The organism is Allobacillus saliphilus (assembly GCF_018138385.1).
Classification (GTDB): Bacteria; Bacillota; Bacilli; order Bacillales; family Alkalibacillaceae; genus Allobacillus; species Allobacillus saliphilus.
In genome coordinates, this window is sequence record NZ_JAGSIE010000035.1 from 1 (window position 1) to 13910 (window position 13910).

Consider the following 13910-nt stretch of genomic DNA (forward strand, 5'->3'; position numbering starts at 1 on the left):
TGAAGCTGACGGATACTAATCGGTCGAGGACTTAACTTACTTGATGATGTATTGCTTCTTATCTAGTTTTGAAGGTACATAATTTCAAATTGTATTGATTTTCTACTTGCTTTTTTGGCTGAAGGTTAATATAATATAGTTTGTCGCTAGTTAATCAATCACATATCCGGTGGCGATAGCAGAGAGGTCACACCTGTTCCCATTCCGAACACAGAAGTTAAGCTCTCTAGCGCCGATGGTAGTTGGGGTTTTTCCCCTGCAAGAGTAGGACGCTGCCGGGCATGTTGATCAATACTCCTAGCAACTCGGGAAGCATAATTAATATCAAGCTTTTTAACAACATTCCAGCGTAGCTCAGTGGTAGAGCAGTTGGCTGTTAACCAATTGGTCGCAGGTTCGAATCCTGCCGCTGGAGCCATATTATATGGAGAGCTGTCCGAGTTGGCCGAAGGAGCACGATTGGAAATCGTGTAGACCGTTACCACGGTCTCGAGGGTTCGAATCCCTCGCTCTCCGCCATATTACTTATATGGCCCGTTGGTCAAGTGGTTAAGACACCGCCCTTTCACGGCGGTAACACGGGTTCGAATCCCGTACGGGTCACCATTATTAAATTTCAATCATATCGCGGGGTGGAGCAGTCAGGCAGCTCGTCGGGCTCATAACCCGGAGGTCGCAGGTTCAAATCCTGTCCCCGCAACCAATTTAATCATCGCTTCTACGTCAAATTGACCTCGAAGCAAAATGAAATAGGGAGTACCCGTAGGGTGCAACCAAATTATTTACAACAGCTAGTTACATAATCTTAAATGGTCCGGTAGTTCAGTTGGTTAGAATGCCTGCCTGTCACGCAGGAGGTCGCGGGTTCGAGTCCCGTCCGGACCGCCATTTAAATAAAATATCTTTATGGCTTGGTAGCTCAGTCGGTAGAGCAAAGGACTGAAAATCCTTGTGTCGGCGGTTCGATTCCGTCCCAAGCCACCATTTTATTTGGAGGGGTAGCGAAGTGGCTAAACGCGGCGGACTGTAAATCCGCTCCCTCAGGGTTCGGGAGTTCGAATCTCTCCCCCTCCACCATTTTTATAAATAGGGGTATAGTTTAATGGTAAAACGAAGGTCTCCAAAACCTTTGATGTGGGTTCGATTCCTACTACCCCTGCCATTTTAATATGGCGGTCGTGGCGAAGTGGTTAACGCACCGGATTGTGGCTCCGGCATTCGTGGGTTCGATTCCCACCGGTCGCCCTCAATCTTTGGGCTATAGCCAAGCGGTAAGGCAACGGGTTTTGGTCCCGTCACTCCCAGGTTCGAATCCTGGTAGCCCAGCCATTTTGCGGAAGTAGTTCAGTGGTAGAACACCACCTTGCCAAGGTGGGGGTCGCGGGTTCGAATCCCGTCTTCCGCTCCATGGCGGCATAGCCAAGTGGTAAGGCAGAGGTCTGCAAAACCTTTATCACCGGTTCAAATCCGGTTGCCGCCTCTCAGTTACAACCGTTTTAATTATAGAACGCTGCCGTTTTATTACATGCCAGTGTGGCGGAATTGGCAGACGCGCGGGACTCAAAATCCCGTTCCCTTCATCGGGAGTGTCGGTTCGATCCCGACCACTGGTACTTGAAAAAAAGTAAACATCTTTTACTTTTACAAAAAAGCTCAAGAACAATTAATGTTCTTGAGCTTTTTTGTATGTCTAATTAGTGAAATGAATTTTGCACTATTATCATAGAAACGAAGATGAGATTAGATGACTATAAAAGTGAGTTTATAAAATGGCTAAACAATTAATAAGTAAAATGGGTGCTTTTACATATTCTAGTGGTTGTTAAGATTTATACATTCATTTTAAAGCGAACTAGAAAGATATAAGTACTAGTGAGTGGATGATATAATGAATAGGTAGAAAAGTGTGCCCATGATTTATAACAACTATGATTATTACTAAATGTGATACTAATTTAATAATAATGGAAGGGGTTCTTTTATGAATAATCAAAGAAAGTTTTTACTGATGGTATTCAGTTCAATGTTTATTATATTGGCTGCATGTACACCAGCTGATGAAGAAAGTACTTCGGTTGATGGTGAAAAAGAAGTGAATGACGAAACTAAGATAGCAAATGAATCCAATAGCTCAATGAATGTTGAATCCAATAAATCTAATGAAATAGATGAAGATCCTACTATAAAAGAAGAAGATTCAACGGAGACCAAGAAACCTATTCGAATTAGTAGTGGGGAAGAAGCTGTTGAATTTTTAAAGCAACAATTAAAAGAAGGCAAAGATGATAATATTTCGTTTGGCGCAAGCGAAGATAGTGAAAGTGATAGTAATGGTACATACTATACGGTCCAATTGGTCGACGTATCGTTGCGTGCATCTGGTAAGACTGGAAACTTAGGCTATTATAGAGTATACCAAGACGGTACATATGAGCTCGATCAGTTAAGCGCTAGTAATAATGTAAGAGACAATTCCTCGGAAGATAAAGAAAGATATCTTAGTAAGCTTAATGAGATTGAAAAAGAAATGGAAACATTGCGAGAGAATTCAGAAGCTATAACAACATTGGACATGGAGAAGGAAGAAGCGCATAGATATGAAATTTGGGATAAACAGCTAAACGAAATTTACGCTGTATTGATGGAAGAAATTAGTAAAGAGCAGGCGGATCAATTAAGGGATGAACAACGTAACTGGATAAAATACAAAGATGAGACCGCAAAAGAAGAATCACAAACATACGAAGGTGGTTCTATGGAGTCTTTGCATTATGTAGCTACACAAGCAACACTTACAAAAGATAGATGCTTTGAGTTAGTATCTGTTTATATGAATTAGAATCCCTCTAGTGAAGGAAAAAAGCTCTATTTAAAAATTTTTAACTTCAATCTAGGCTGAAAATCAATTTAACAGCAATAAATAGAGCTAACAGATTATCTCTGTTAGCTTTATTTTATTCATCTTTAAAAATCGTCGGTTGAATTCTGCCATTTCTTTTTGATTGATATAAAGCTTGATTTTCTCTTTCGATGGTTATTTTTATCTTTCTCTTGAAAGGCAGTTAAACCTAATGAAGTAGTAATTGGTATCTAATGTTAAATTCCACACGAGCTAAACTATTAAAAGTTAGTGTTGGGGCGATAAGAAGGTGTTGAAAGTATAAATGTTTATATGGGTTAAACGCACTAAAGGAACGGGTTTTCAAGGCGATTCTATGTGAGATAGTAAAAGGGATAGATAAGAAAACAAAAGAGATAAGTATTAATAGAGTTTTTATTTAATGAATATTTACTTGAACTTCTTCTGCATGAAACCCCATCTTGCTAATTCTTTTGATAATTTGTGGCACCCCAATTAAGTTGTTATCGAAAGTTACAGAACCTCTTTCGGTATCATAATCAATTTGCACTTCCTCAATTCCTGCCATTTTGGAAAGTGATCTTTCTACTTTTGACGGGCAATCAGGACAATGCAATCCTTTTACTTCTAAAAAAATAACTTTTTTCATAACTAAACACCACCTATTTCAAATTTTCGTATCAACTTAATCTTACTTTATGTAAGTAAACTTTATGATTGTTTTCTCGATCAACATGAATAATTGTTGTTTGTTACATGCACATTCTTATGCAGAACGACATAATAGAAATTAATGAAACTCATTGACAGTGTATGTACAATTAGGTTAAGAGCTACTTAAACGGAGCCGAGCTTAAATTCTTAAAAATGGTTTTTGAAAATATAAGCATTCATGTCAGTAAAAAGTCCACAAACATGGAGGTGTCCAGATGACTAATCGATATCATTGCTGTGCTACATGTAAACATTTTCGGATTGATCGATTTGAGGACGGTAGTAGACGCGTTTATTGTAAAAGACTAGGCTTTGATACGAAACCAACATACCAATTTAATTGCTGGGATCCAAAAGACCGCGTAGTGAAAGCGATGAAAGAAGAGAAAGAGTGACTGGAGAGATTTTATCATGCTATTCAAATAGTTGAGTTTATTAAAGGTTAAGTATAGAATGAAATTAATAGAATAGTAATTTAATTGTTTCTACTAGGGGAGCTTGTGTTTCAAGCTGAGAAAAAAGGTACACTTTTTGACCCTCAGGACCTGATCTGGATCATGCCAGCGTAGGGAAGTAGTTTAAATGTTAACTACCAAACCAGGTCCTTGTGATCTGGTTTTTTTATTTTCCCTATTAATACATAAATATGGAGGTAAATATTATGGAGCTAAACAAACAAACGGTATTAATTACGGGTGCAAGTAGAGGGGTGGGAGCTAAACTAGCGATTGCTTTTGCTGAGCAAGGTGCAAATGTTGTTGTGAATTATTTTAAGAGTAAAGAAAAAGCGGAGGAGCTATCAACGTCGTTAGGTGAAAAAGCTATTGCGCTACAAGCGGATGTTCGTGATACTGAGCAAGTGAATCAAATGGTTCATAAAGCTGTAAAACATTTTGGTACACCGATTACAACGATTGTGAATAATGCATTGGTAGATTTTCGTTTCGATCCAGTCGCTCAAAAGAATGCATTTGAACTCGACTGGGATGGTTTCAATACACAGTTTGAAGGAAGCATAAAAGCATCTTTAAACACGATACAAGCATGCTTAAGCGATATGAAGGAGCAACAGTTTGGCCGTGTGATTAACATTGGAACGAATCTCGTCCAAAATCCAGTCGTTGCGTACCACGAATATACAACGGGTAAAGCGGCATTAATTGGATTTACGCGTAATATGGCGAAGGAATTAGGTCAATACGGTATTACTGTCAATATGGTCTCTGGTGGGTTATTAAAAGAAACGGATGCAAGTAGTGTAACAACAGAAGAAGTGTTTGGAATTATTGAGTCAACCACACCTTTACAAAAAGCAACTACACCAGAGGAATTAGCTGATGCAGCTTTGTTTTTCGCATCACCTTGGGCACGAGCAGTCACTGGACAAAACCTTGTCGTAGACGGCGGATTAGTAATGGATTAAAGCAGGAGGGAATCGAGCATGTATACGAATTTAAAGGTCGTACAAGAACAGAACCCGTTAGTTCACAATATAACGAATCAAGTGGTGACGAATTTTACGGCGAATGGATTGTTAGCTGTTGGCGCGTCACCAGTGATGGCGAATGCGATTGAAGAGGTAGCAGAAATGGCTACGATTGCAGGGGCAATCGTCTTGAATATAGGAACTTTAACGACAGAAACAGTTGATGCCATGATCGAAGCTGGCAAAGCGGCAAACGAAAAAGATCATCCTGTCATTTTAGACCCTGTAGGTGCAGGTGCAACGAGTTTTCGCACTGCAAAAGCAAAGCAGATTTTAGATGAAGTAAACGTTACTGTTTTAAGAGGAAACGCAGCTGAAATTGCTCATTTAACCGGTGAGCAATGGGAAATCAAAGGTGTCGATACTCGTTCAGGAGAGGGAGACGTCACGCAATTGGCTAAGAGAGCTTCAGAACTCTTTAACAGTACAGTAGTGATTACGGGTGAAATAGATGTCATTTCGAATGATAACGGTACAAATCGCGTCATGAATGGCGTTCCATTACTAACTAAAGTGACAGGAAGTGGTTGTTTATTATCTTCAGTGATCGGTGCATTTGCTGCCGTAAGTAACAATGTTCTTGAAGCGGCTACATCGGCCGTTTCCTTTTATGGTATTGCTGCAGAGAAAGCGGCAAAGTTAGTCGGAGATAGAGGACCTGGAAGTTTTCAAATTGAATTTTTAAATCAACTTTCGAAAATTACTGAAGGTGATGAAGTTCTTTGTAAGATCGAGAGAATTACAAAATAAAGGAGCTTGATTATGATTATCGCAAAAGCATTAACGATCGCTGGTTCAGATAGTGGAGGCGGAGCAGGGATTCAGGCAGACCTTAAAACATTTCAGGAGTTAGATGCTTATGGGATGTCGATCATTACTGCAGTAACAGCCCAGAATACGTTAGGAGTTCACGGAGTCTATCCCGTGCCAATAGAAGGCATTGTTGAGCAAATTGATGCGATCGGAAATGACATGGGAACGAACGCTTTGAAAACTGGAATGTTATTTTCGAGTGAGATCATAGAGGCTGTTAGTGAACGAATTCATCATTACCAATGGGACAATGTTGTCATTGATCCAGTTATGATTGCTAAAGGTGGGGCAAAGCTACTGCAAGATGAAGCTGTTAACGCATTGATCGATACACTAATTCCACTATCGACGGTCGTGACTCCAAATATTCCTGAAGCAGAGATGATTACGAATCGAAAAATAAATACAGTAGAAGACCGGAAGAAAGCTGCTAAAGACATCGTTCAAATGGGCGCTACGTCGGTTGTGATGAAAGGTGGTCATGGAAGCGCAGATGACGTTGTTGACTTATTTTTTGATGGTGAAACATTCGTTGAAATGACTTCTCCAAGAATAGACACCCGTCATACACATGGAACAGGCTGTACGTTTTCTGCTGCGATTACAGCTGAACTAGCAAAGGGCGTTGAAATAAAGCAAGCAGTCCTAACAGCAAAAGATTTTATCCGTGCAGCAATCGAAACGGAATTAGGGATTGGTGAAGGACATGGACCTACTAATCATTGGGCGTACAAAAAAAGGAGTGTAAAGAGTTTCTAATATGGTAGACAAAAGAACAGAACAAATCAAAGAGTTACTTCCTGTTTATTTTATTATGGGAAGCACGAATTGTAATGGCAGAGATCCTGTTCGTGTACTTGAAGAAGCAATTGCAGGGGGCATTACGCTATTTCAATTTCGAGAAAAAGGAGAGAGTGCTCTTACAGGAAAAGAGAAAGTGAGATTGGCAGAACGCTTGAAAAAAATATGTCAGGAAAACCATATTCCCTTCATCGTAAATGATGATCTCGATTTAGCAATCGAGTTAGACGCTCATGGCATTCATGTAGGACAGGATGATTTGGAAGCGGATATAGTAAGAGAAAAATTTAGCAATAAAATTTTAGGCGTTTCCGCGCACACGATTGAAGAAGCAGAGCAAGCGATCAAAGATGGAGCGGATTATTTAGGTCTAGGTCCAATTTATCCGACGAATTCTAAAGATGATGCTCGAGAAGTCGCTGGGACAGGGATAATTGAGTGCTTTAGAAATCATGGAATCACTATACCGATAGTAGGAATAGGTGGAATAACACCCGCGAATGCTGAGGAAGTGATTCAAGCAAGTGCAGATGGGGTGGCTGTAATCTCTGCGATTGCTTCTTCATCTGATGTAAAGGAGACAGCCAAAAGCTTTCTCCGTGCTACTAGTAAGTAACGGATCGGAAGTTGTTCATACGAAAAAATTAATAAGAAAGGGATTGCTGCGTCTATTCACTGACGGAGCAATCCCTCTTATTTCACGTGTGGTATAGTCTTTTGTTAAAATTGCAATGGAAGATTAGATTTACGTTCATTTTTCTACATACTTAAGCATCATTGTTGATGGATTCATTTAACCAATTTCTTGCTTCCAAAGCGACTTCCTGTGTTAAGTTATGTCCGTTCACCCAAGCTGTCGTTACGTCAGCACCTCGATCTTTAAAGAGATTAATGACGCGTTCGCTTTCCGATTCCGGTACAATCGGGTCACCTTTTCCAAGTGATAAGAAGACGTCCATATGACTGAAGTCTTGTGTCTTTGTAACATCTGCTGGATACAATGGAGCGAATAAAGCAGCTCTCTTGAACGATTCTGGATACTCTAACATTAATTGAATCGCTATGTTGGAACCGTTTGAGAATCCGACAAAAATGACATCTTCCAATTTGAAATCATGCTCTTTGGATTTTTCTACAATGAAGTCATAAAGCTCAGTTCCACGGAATTTTAGATCTTCCCAATCATACTTACCTTCGCCATGACGCTTGAAGAATCTGTTCATACCATTTTCTTGTACATTACCTCGAACACTTAAGATATTAAATTCAGGATTTAGTAACTCGCCTAAACCAACTAAGTCATTTTCTGTACCGCCTGTTCCGTGAAGAAGGACGAAAACAGGTGCGCCTTTTTTCTTTTCATTGTAAATGTGTTTCATATAGTTGACCTCCAATTACTTTTTTCATTTGCTGTTCATTTTTCTGGTGAAAAGTGCAATTTGTTACTCCTAGGAAGCAACAGCTAACTCATTTAATTTGAATTTATATATTATGAATTAGAGATATTAGTGAAAAAATATAAATCCAAGTATTGCTATAAAATTTTTGTTACGCAACAACTTCAATGAGCTGTTAATTCGAATTGTACGTGAGTTTATTTAAAAAGTAAAGGATTATGGATTGTCAACGCCTTGAATCCATAATCCTGAATCATAATTATTTTTCTTCTTTTACCATTAGACGGCAGAAGACTCCTTCCTCAAAAACGCGACAGCGTTTTAGGTGGGAGATGAATGCCGAAATTTAGCTTAAATAAAGAACGAACGTTCTCTTTTGTTTAGAAATATTATATAATATAAACAGAAGAAAACAAAAAAAGGAGTGAACAACCGTTGGTTATCAAAAAGGCTTATAAATTTCGCATTTATCCAAACAAAGTTCAGCAAAATATAATCAATCAAACCTTCGGTTGTTCACGCTTTTTGTTCAACCGGGCTTTGTTTGACGTAAAAACCACGGGTTCTTCGTTTAAGAAAACGCATTATATGAAAGAAATTCCTAGTCTAAAAAAAACGTTTCCGTGGTTAAAATCTGTTGATAGTATTGCATTACAGGCTTCTATCGAACAGTTAGATGATTCATTCCAACGTTTTTTTAAGAAACAGAATAAGTTTCCTAGGTTCAAAAACAAAAAGAATGACATCAAAAGTTATACTACGAAAATGGTGAATAACAACATTCAAATGATCGGTAATAAAATCAAATTGCCGAAAATTGGTTGGGTACGATTCGCCAAAAGTCGAGTCGTCGAAGGCACAATTAAGCGTGTTACCGTTCGAAAGAACGCTTCGGGGAAACATTTTGTTTCTATTTTAGTAGAATCAGAAAACAATTATAAACGTGTTTCAACAAACAAAAGCACTGGCATCGATTTAGGATTAACAGATTTTGTTGTTTTGAGCGATGGTTCGAAAGTCAAGAACCCTCATCATTTAAAACAACTCGAACATAAATTAATCCGTGCGCAACGAACGCTATCTCGCCGAACCATTGGTTCGGCTAATTGGCGTAAGCAAAAAGTCAAAGTGGCTAACATCCACGAGAAGATCACTAATGCCAGAAAGGATTTCGCGCACAAATTATCGCGACAGCTCGTAGAAGAGTATGATCTCATCGGCATCGAAGATTTGAGTGTGTCCAATATGCTCAAAAACAAGAATCTAGCAAAATCTATTAGCGATGCTTCTTGGAGTGAATTTGTCACGATGCTCACGTACAAAGCGGAGTGGTACGGCAGTGAATTAGTTAAGGTTGGAAAAACCTTTGCTTCGTCGCAGCTATGTTCCGGTTGCGGACACAAGAACACAATCGTTAAAAACCTGGCCGTTCGCAAATGGGTTTGCCCAAAATGTGGTTCTACACACGACCGGGATATTAACGCTGCCCAAAATATTAAAAAAGAGGCGGAAAGTCTCTATGGTTCTAAACCGATAACCGTAGGAACTACGGGGATAGCCTGATTATTTCCGCTCAATAGAGTGGACAACCCAGGAATCTCCCTCCTCAAAACGCGTTAGCGTTTAGGTGGGAGTAGTTCAAAAATAAGGTTAGTAAGAAAAAGAAGAAGAAACTGGCAAGTAATGCAACGCCGCCACCAATATAGACCGTTAACGTGACGCCAGTAGGAAGTTCAAATGGCTTCACCATATATAACCACATTCCTATCGTTAAGCCTACTGAACCGATGATGGCTGTCCAAACGTGAAGCTTCGTTAATAGAGATTCCTTTTGTTGAAAAATCTTGTAATAAACGGCCCATCCGAAAAGGGTTAGCCAGCCGACGACGAGAATATGAGCGTGAACTGCACGGAATGCATAAGAACCAGATCCGGCCATATGTGCACCTAAAATAGCACCAATCAGACCGAATATACCTGCGAACTGCAATAAAATCTTACTATTTTTATTCATTCGATACCCCTCCAATTATTCAAAGTTTCATTATATAAAGTATATCTCTTGAATATGAACGGGGTATGAACAAAAGTTAATTCTAATTGTGATCAGTTAAACTTAACTTTTCGGTAATTCCACATCGATTGTTGTTCCCTCATTTTCATTGCTGTTCACATGGATTGTTCCGCCATGCAATTGAACGATTGCTAGGACAATCGATAACCCTAATCCAGTCCCTTCAATGAGACGTGTTCTTGCAGAATCGACCCGATAAAAACGGTCGAAAATTTTCGCTTGATCATCTGAATGGATTCCGATTCCTGTGTCGATGAAGGAGACGCACACGGATTCAGATTTTTCTTCAATCGATAATTCGATACTGCCATCTGGTTTGTTGTACTTTATAGCATTCGTTAATAAATTTTCCCAAACCGTATGGAGTAAAGCAGGATCAGCAGTAATCATTACGTCTGGTAGTTTAAATCCGATTGAGATATTTTTTTCGTCCATTTGCCATTGATGATTTCTGATTAGTTCTTTCAGTTGCTCACTTATATTAACGGTTTTCTTTTTCATTAACTCTTCATCACGATCCAATGATGCAAGCAATAATAGTTGCTTCGTTAATGTAGAAAGTCGACTAATTTCACCGTTAATGATAGAAATGTAATTATTTTTCTCTTCCTGCGAAAGTGAATCACTTTCCAAAAGATTTGTATAACCTTTTATATTGGATAAAGGAGACTGTATATCATGTGAGATATTTGAGATAAATTCTTTTCTCATTTCGTTTGTATGTTCTAGCCTGTTCGCCATTCGTAAAAAATGAGAAGACAGTTCTCCTAGTTCAGGAGAATTTTTAATGCATCCGTTCCATCTTTTGCTTGAACGACATAATAACCTGCTTCGGTTAAATGGATGGATACCAATTGCAAAATGTTAATATCGTCATCGACTACAAGAATCGTTTTCATGGATAATCCTCCTACTTAACGGCTTAAAATCAAAGAACAGTAAACAGCCATTTATCTAAAAGGGCTGTTTACTTTATATTCTCACTATCGTCAATCGTTTTCTAGTAATGTTATTGACTTTCTAAAACCAACCCATCACTCATTTGTAGAATCCGGTCTACATAAGACAACATCTCTTCATCGTGAGTAACCATTAACGTTGTAATATTCATCTTCTTCGTTAAATCCCGTATTAATTCCATCATGTCCTTGGATCTTTTTGAATCCAAGCTTGCTGTCGGTTCATCAGCAAAAAGAACTTTCGGTTTGTGAATGATCGCACGGGCAACGGCAACTCGCTGTTTTTCACCACCCGATAAGGAAGAAGGGTAGGCGTTTTTCCGATGTTTCATTCCAATAACATCTAAGATTTGATCAACTTCATTCTTTTGTTCTTTTTTTGATAATGTCGAACCTGAAACTTCCAGCATGAGCATCAATTGTTCTTCCACTGTGAGAAAAGGAACAAGGTGAGCAAATTGAAAAACAAACCCAAATTCTTTTGCTCTTATTTTTCGTACTTGTTCAGCACTCATTGTAGTTAGATTATTCCCATCAAATAGAACTTCACCGTTGGAAGCGGGTTGTAACCCTGCAGCGATCGTCAACAGTGTACTCTTCCCAGAACCGGATGTACCAACGAGTGCGGTAATTTCTCCTTCCTTTAATGACAGGCTAATGCCTTTTAATATATTTTCCTCTATTTCACCATTCGTAAATATTTTCTCGACTTCGTCCAATGTAAATATCGTCAAATTAATCCTCTCCTTGTTGGATGGCCCGAAGCGGCTCGATTTTTCTAATTTGTAATCCTGACAGTGTAGCTCCGATAAAACCGACAACTAAGAAAATGATCGATAACTGTGTTGTAGTTTCGATCGTTAAGTGAAAAGGCATTCCTTTAGGTGCAATGAGATTGAACAAATGACTTAGCGAAATGGATAGCGTCAGTGCAATGATGGTTATGAAAAACATTTGTGTCCAGATCATCTTGAATAGTCTGCTTGTTTTAATGCCAATTGCTTTTAAAATGCCGTATAAACCGATCTTTTGAATGTTCATCATGTAGAAAAAGATGGCAAACAACATGCCACTGATGACGATTAAAAACGAAACGATCATTGTTAACGACATTTGCTCAGCATTATAACTCGGAATCGTACTTAAAAAGTCTTTGTTCGAGTAGGATTGTAATCCAGTGAAACTTTCTGATGAATCTTCTCCAGGGATGAAAACGATTTGCATTTGTTCGACGTTATACATCTTTTTATAGTCTTCCATATTGATATACGCGACTGGCGCATGGCTGAATTTCTTTTGATCGACGAATCCTTTGATGACTAATTCATCACGGAGTTGGTTGTTTGTTAATCGATCCCCCGTTTTAATACCTTTCTCTTTCAATGAGCGGTCTACGATGACTTCCCCTTTATTAACTTGTTCAAATAGGTCAGAATTCGTAGATGTGACGAATGCAACACTTTGCTGCTTATCATCTTGATCATTCAGAAAGCCCATTTGAATAGACAATGCTACTGCATCCGGATGCTTATTCATGATTTCATTTTGAACATCTGTGTCTATTCTTGATAGATTATAAGTTTCCTCAGCATCTTCACTCATATAAAAGTGACCGTCTGGTAAATCTTTTATTAATGCAGCATTATCCTGTGACAATCCGTTCGCTAAACCGGATATAATCATTGTCAGTAAACTAACAAGGAAAACGATTGAGCCTAAAATCAAAAATCTACTTTTATTCTTCTTGATTTCTTTCCAGCCAATGTTCATCTTTCCATTCCTCCAACTACTTTGATAACTTAAGTTTACTTAATGAATATGAACGACAGATGAACAGGGATTATTGTTTAAAACCAGCAGATTTATAAAGGACTAAAAACTTTAAGAAGGAGATCGGCCCACGAGCGTGAAATGAATTGATAAGATGTAAGATTTATGGAACTAGAAAACTACTAAGGTCTTGGAGGTTTGAAAATGTTTGAGAACAAGGTTGTCTTCATCACTGGTGCAGCAAGTGGTATCGGTTATGAAATTGGTTTAGAGTTTGCTAAAAACGGAGCGAAAGTCGCTTTTAGTGACATCAATGAAAACAAAGTAAAGGAAGTTACCGATGAACTGAACAAAGATGGGTATGATACTTTTGGGATTAAATGTGACGTTACTGATGAAGGTGAATTGCAACAAGCGATTAATCAGACAGTGACAAAGTTCGGACGCCTCGATATTTTAATTAATAATGCAGGGTTACAATATGTAGCTTCAATTGAAGAGTTCCCCACTGAAAAATTCGAATTGATTACAAAAGTAATGCTCGTTGCTCCGTTCATGGCGATTAAACATGCCTTTCCATTAATGAAAAAGCAGGGGGAGGAAGTATTATTAACATGGCTTCCATTAACGGACTTATCGGGTTTGCAGGAAAATCTGCTTACAATAGTGCGAAACATGGGGTGATTGGGCTCACGAAAGTCACAGCTTTGGAGGGGGCTGAGGATGGAATTACGGTAAATGCCATTTGTCCTGGGTATGTTGATACACCACTTGTTCGAAATCAATTAAAAGATTTAGCTAAAAATCGGAATGTCTCATTTGATGAAGTGTTAGAAGAAGTCATTTATCCATTAGTTCCACAAAAAAGATTGCTATCCGTGAAAGAAGTTGCAGATTATACATTATTTTTGGCAAGTGATCAGGCAAGAGGTGTTACAGGCCAAGCAATCGTCATCGATGGAGGGTATACGGCTCAGTAAATATCGTAAACTTAGATTATAATTTTAATTGGTTTGGAAATAATTCGGTAATAAGG

The 13910-nt window shown here is 38.7% G+C and carries 14 protein-coding genes, 13 tRNA genes, 1 rRNA gene, 1 pseudogene and 1 riboswitch; of the genes and pseudogenes, 22 read left to right on the forward strand and 7 right to left on the reverse strand.

The window, feature by feature from the left end; translation table 11 throughout:
* Window positions 1-165 precede the first annotated feature (165 nt).
* The 15 genes from rrf to KC820_RS11095 all read left to right on the forward strand — a co-directional run bounded on the left by rrf (window position 166) and on the right by KC820_RS11095 (window position 2839).
* Window positions 166-281, forward strand: a 5S ribosomal RNA gene (gene rrf, locus KC820_RS11025).
* Between the two features lie 62 nt (window positions 282-343).
* A tRNA-Asn gene (locus KC820_RS11030) sits at window positions 344-418 on the forward strand.
* Between the two features lie 8 nt (window positions 419-426).
* Window positions 427-519, forward strand: a tRNA-Ser gene (locus KC820_RS11035).
* A gap of 12 nt (window positions 520-531) precedes the next feature.
* Window positions 532-606 (forward strand) — tRNA-Glu (locus KC820_RS11040).
* Window positions 607-626: 20 nt separating this feature from the next.
* Window positions 627-703: transfer RNA gene (locus tag KC820_RS11045), tRNA-Met, on the forward strand.
* A 108-nt stretch (window positions 704-811) separates the two neighbouring features.
* Window positions 812-888, forward strand: a tRNA-Asp gene (locus KC820_RS11050).
* A gap of 20 nt (window positions 889-908) precedes the next feature.
* Window positions 909-984, forward strand: a tRNA-Phe gene (locus KC820_RS11055).
* A gap of 8 nt (window positions 985-992) precedes the next feature.
* Window positions 993-1077 (forward strand) — tRNA-Tyr (locus tag KC820_RS11060).
* An 11-nt stretch (window positions 1078-1088) separates the two neighbouring features.
* Window positions 1089-1162, forward strand: a tRNA-Trp gene (locus KC820_RS11065).
* Window positions 1163-1172: 10 nt separating this feature from the next.
* A tRNA-His gene (locus tag KC820_RS11070) sits at window positions 1173-1245 on the forward strand.
* 9 nt (window positions 1246-1254) lie between these two features.
* Window positions 1255-1329, forward strand: a tRNA-Gln gene (locus KC820_RS11075).
* A 4-nt stretch (window positions 1330-1333) separates the two neighbouring features.
* A tRNA-Gly gene (locus KC820_RS11080) sits at window positions 1334-1408 on the forward strand.
* Window position 1409: 1 nt separating this feature from the next.
* Window positions 1410-1480, forward strand: a tRNA-Cys gene (locus tag KC820_RS11085).
* A 47-nt stretch (window positions 1481-1527) separates the two neighbouring features.
* Window positions 1528-1613, forward strand: a tRNA-Leu gene (locus KC820_RS11090).
* Between the two features lie 368 nt (window positions 1614-1981).
* Window positions 1982-2839: a lysozyme inhibitor LprI family protein gene (locus tag KC820_RS11095; protein WP_212371041.1), complete on the forward strand. Its 858-nt coding sequence runs from the start codon at window positions 1982-1984 to the stop codon at window positions 2837-2839.
* 439 nt (window positions 2840-3278) lie between these two features.
* Here KC820_RS11095 and KC820_RS11100 read toward each other — a convergent pair whose 3' ends face one another.
* Entirely contained in the window at window positions 3279-3509 is a 231-nt protein-coding gene (locus tag KC820_RS11100; RefSeq protein WP_212371043.1) for a heavy-metal-associated domain-containing protein, read from the reverse strand.
* 280 nt (window positions 3510-3789) lie between these two features.
* Between KC820_RS11100 and KC820_RS11105 the strand changes: the two genes are divergently transcribed.
* The 5 genes from KC820_RS11105 to thiE all read left to right on the forward strand — a co-directional run bounded on the left by KC820_RS11105 (window position 3790) and on the right by thiE (window position 7290).
* A complete protein-coding gene (locus KC820_RS11105; RefSeq protein ID WP_212371051.1) occupies window positions 3790-3969 on the forward strand; it encodes a hypothetical protein in 180 nt (59 codons plus the stop codon).
* Between the two features lie 85 nt (window positions 3970-4054).
* Window positions 4055-4163: riboswitch (TPP riboswitch) on the forward strand.
* Between the two features lie 72 nt (window positions 4164-4235).
* The gene (locus tag KC820_RS11110; RefSeq protein ID WP_212371053.1) at window positions 4236-4997 is read left to right on the forward strand and encodes a 3-oxoacyl-ACP reductase; all 762 of its coding nucleotides are present in this window, start codon (window positions 4236-4238) and stop codon (window positions 4995-4997) included.
* 18 nt (window positions 4998-5015) lie between these two features.
* Complete coding sequence (gene thiM / locus KC820_RS11115) at window positions 5016-5810, forward strand: hydroxyethylthiazole kinase (protein ID WP_212371054.1); 795 nt, start codon at window positions 5016-5018, stop codon at window positions 5808-5810.
* 12 nt (window positions 5811-5822) lie between these two features.
* The gene (gene thiD / locus KC820_RS11120) at window positions 5823-6632 is read left to right on the forward strand and encodes a bifunctional hydroxymethylpyrimidine kinase/phosphomethylpyrimidine kinase (RefSeq protein ID WP_212371056.1); all 810 of its coding nucleotides are present in this window, start codon (window positions 5823-5825) and stop codon (window positions 6630-6632) included.
* A gap of 1 nt (window position 6633) precedes the next feature.
* Window positions 6634-7290: a thiamine phosphate synthase gene (gene thiE / locus KC820_RS11125; protein WP_212371058.1), complete on the forward strand. Its 657-nt coding sequence runs from the start codon at window positions 6634-6636 to the stop codon at window positions 7288-7290.
* Between the two features lie 151 nt (window positions 7291-7441).
* On the opposite strand, the gene KC820_RS11130 is transcribed toward thiE, so the two are convergent.
* Window positions 7442-8053: an alpha/beta hydrolase gene (locus KC820_RS11130; RefSeq protein WP_212371060.1), complete on the reverse strand. Its 612-nt coding sequence runs from the start codon at window positions 8051-8053 to the stop codon at window positions 7442-7444.
* A gap of 453 nt (window positions 8054-8506) precedes the next feature.
* Here KC820_RS11130 and tnpB point away from each other — a divergent pair, with 453 nt between their 5' ends.
* On the forward strand, window positions 8507-9634 hold the full coding sequence (gene tnpB / locus KC820_RS11135; protein WP_212371062.1) for an IS200/IS605 family element RNA-guided endonuclease TnpB: 1128 nt from the start codon (window positions 8507-8509) through the stop codon (window positions 9632-9634).
* Window positions 9635-9677: 43 nt separating this feature from the next.
* Here tnpB and KC820_RS11140 read toward each other — a convergent pair whose 3' ends face one another.
* The 5 genes from KC820_RS11140 to KC820_RS11160 all read right to left on the reverse strand — a co-directional run bounded on the left by KC820_RS11140 (window position 9678) and on the right by KC820_RS11160 (window position 12874).
* Window positions 9678-10085, reverse strand: coding sequence for a hypothetical protein (locus KC820_RS11140; protein ID WP_212371064.1), 408 nt, complete (start codon window positions 10083-10085; stop codon window positions 9678-9680).
* Window positions 10086-10187: 102 nt separating this feature from the next.
* Complete coding sequence (locus tag KC820_RS11145) at window positions 10188-10886, reverse strand: sensor histidine kinase (protein WP_212371066.1); 699 nt, start codon at window positions 10884-10886, stop codon at window positions 10188-10190.
* 26 nt (window positions 10887-10912) lie between these two features.
* Window positions 10913-11044 (reverse strand): response regulator, encoded by a 132-nt coding sequence (locus KC820_RS11150; protein ID WP_377862698.1) that lies wholly within the window; start codon window positions 11042-11044, stop codon window positions 10913-10915.
* A 110-nt stretch (window positions 11045-11154) separates the two neighbouring features.
* On the reverse strand, window positions 11155-11838 hold the full coding sequence (locus KC820_RS11155) for an ABC transporter ATP-binding protein (protein ID WP_212371068.1): 684 nt from the start codon (window positions 11836-11838) through the stop codon (window positions 11155-11157).
* 1 nt (window position 11839) lies between these two features.
* Window positions 11840-12874 (reverse strand): ABC transporter permease, encoded by a 1035-nt coding sequence (locus tag KC820_RS11160; RefSeq protein ID WP_212371070.1) that lies wholly within the window; start codon window positions 12872-12874, stop codon window positions 11840-11842.
* Between the two features lie 204 nt (window positions 12875-13078).
* Between KC820_RS11160 and KC820_RS11165 the strand changes: the two are divergent.
* Window positions 13079-13854: pseudogene (locus tag KC820_RS11165) on the forward strand (3-hydroxybutyrate dehydrogenase).
* The last annotated feature ends 56 nt before the right edge of the window (window positions 13855-13910 follow it).

What these genes read in the sequence shown, in the direction of transcription:
- KC820_RS11095 (WP_212371041.1), top strand. Translation starts at nt 1,982, where the DNA reads ATGAATAATCAAAGAAAGTTTTTACTGATGGTATTCAGTTCAATGTTT.
- KC820_RS11100 (WP_212371043.1), bottom strand. Translation starts at nt 3,509, where the DNA reads ATGAAAAAAGTTATTTTTTTAGAAGTAAAAGGATTGCATTGTCCTGAT.
- KC820_RS11105 (WP_212371051.1), top strand. Translation starts at nt 3,790, where the DNA reads ATGACTAATCGATATCATTGCTGTGCTACATGTAAACATTTTCGGATT.
- KC820_RS11110 (WP_212371053.1), top strand. Translation starts at nt 4,236, where the DNA reads ATGGAGCTAAACAAACAAACGGTATTAATTACGGGTGCAAGTAGAGGG.
- thiM (WP_212371054.1), top strand. Translation starts at nt 5,016, where the DNA reads ATGTATACGAATTTAAAGGTCGTACAAGAACAGAACCCGTTAGTTCAC.
- thiD (WP_212371056.1), top strand. Translation starts at nt 5,823, where the DNA reads ATGATTATCGCAAAAGCATTAACGATCGCTGGTTCAGATAGTGGAGGC.
- thiE (WP_212371058.1), top strand. Translation starts at nt 6,634, where the DNA reads ATGGTAGACAAAAGAACAGAACAAATCAAAGAGTTACTTCCTGTTTAT.
- KC820_RS11130 (WP_212371060.1), bottom strand. Translation starts at nt 8,053, where the DNA reads ATGAAACACATTTACAATGAAAAGAAAAAAGGCGCACCTGTTTTCGTC.
- KC820_RS11140 (WP_212371064.1), bottom strand. Translation starts at nt 10,085, where the DNA reads ATGAATAAAAATAGTAAGATTTTATTGCAGTTCGCAGGTATATTCGGT.
- KC820_RS11145 (WP_212371066.1), bottom strand. Translation starts at nt 10,886, where the DNA reads ATGGCGAACAGGCTAGAACATACAAACGAAATGAGAAAAGAATTTATC.
- KC820_RS11150 (WP_377862698.1), bottom strand. Translation starts at nt 11,044, where the DNA reads ATGAAAACGATTCTTGTAGTCGATGACGATATTAACATTTTGCAATTG.
- KC820_RS11160 (WP_212371070.1), bottom strand. Translation starts at nt 12,874, where the DNA reads ATGAACATTGGCTGGAAAGAAATCAAGAAGAATAAAAGTAGATTTTTG.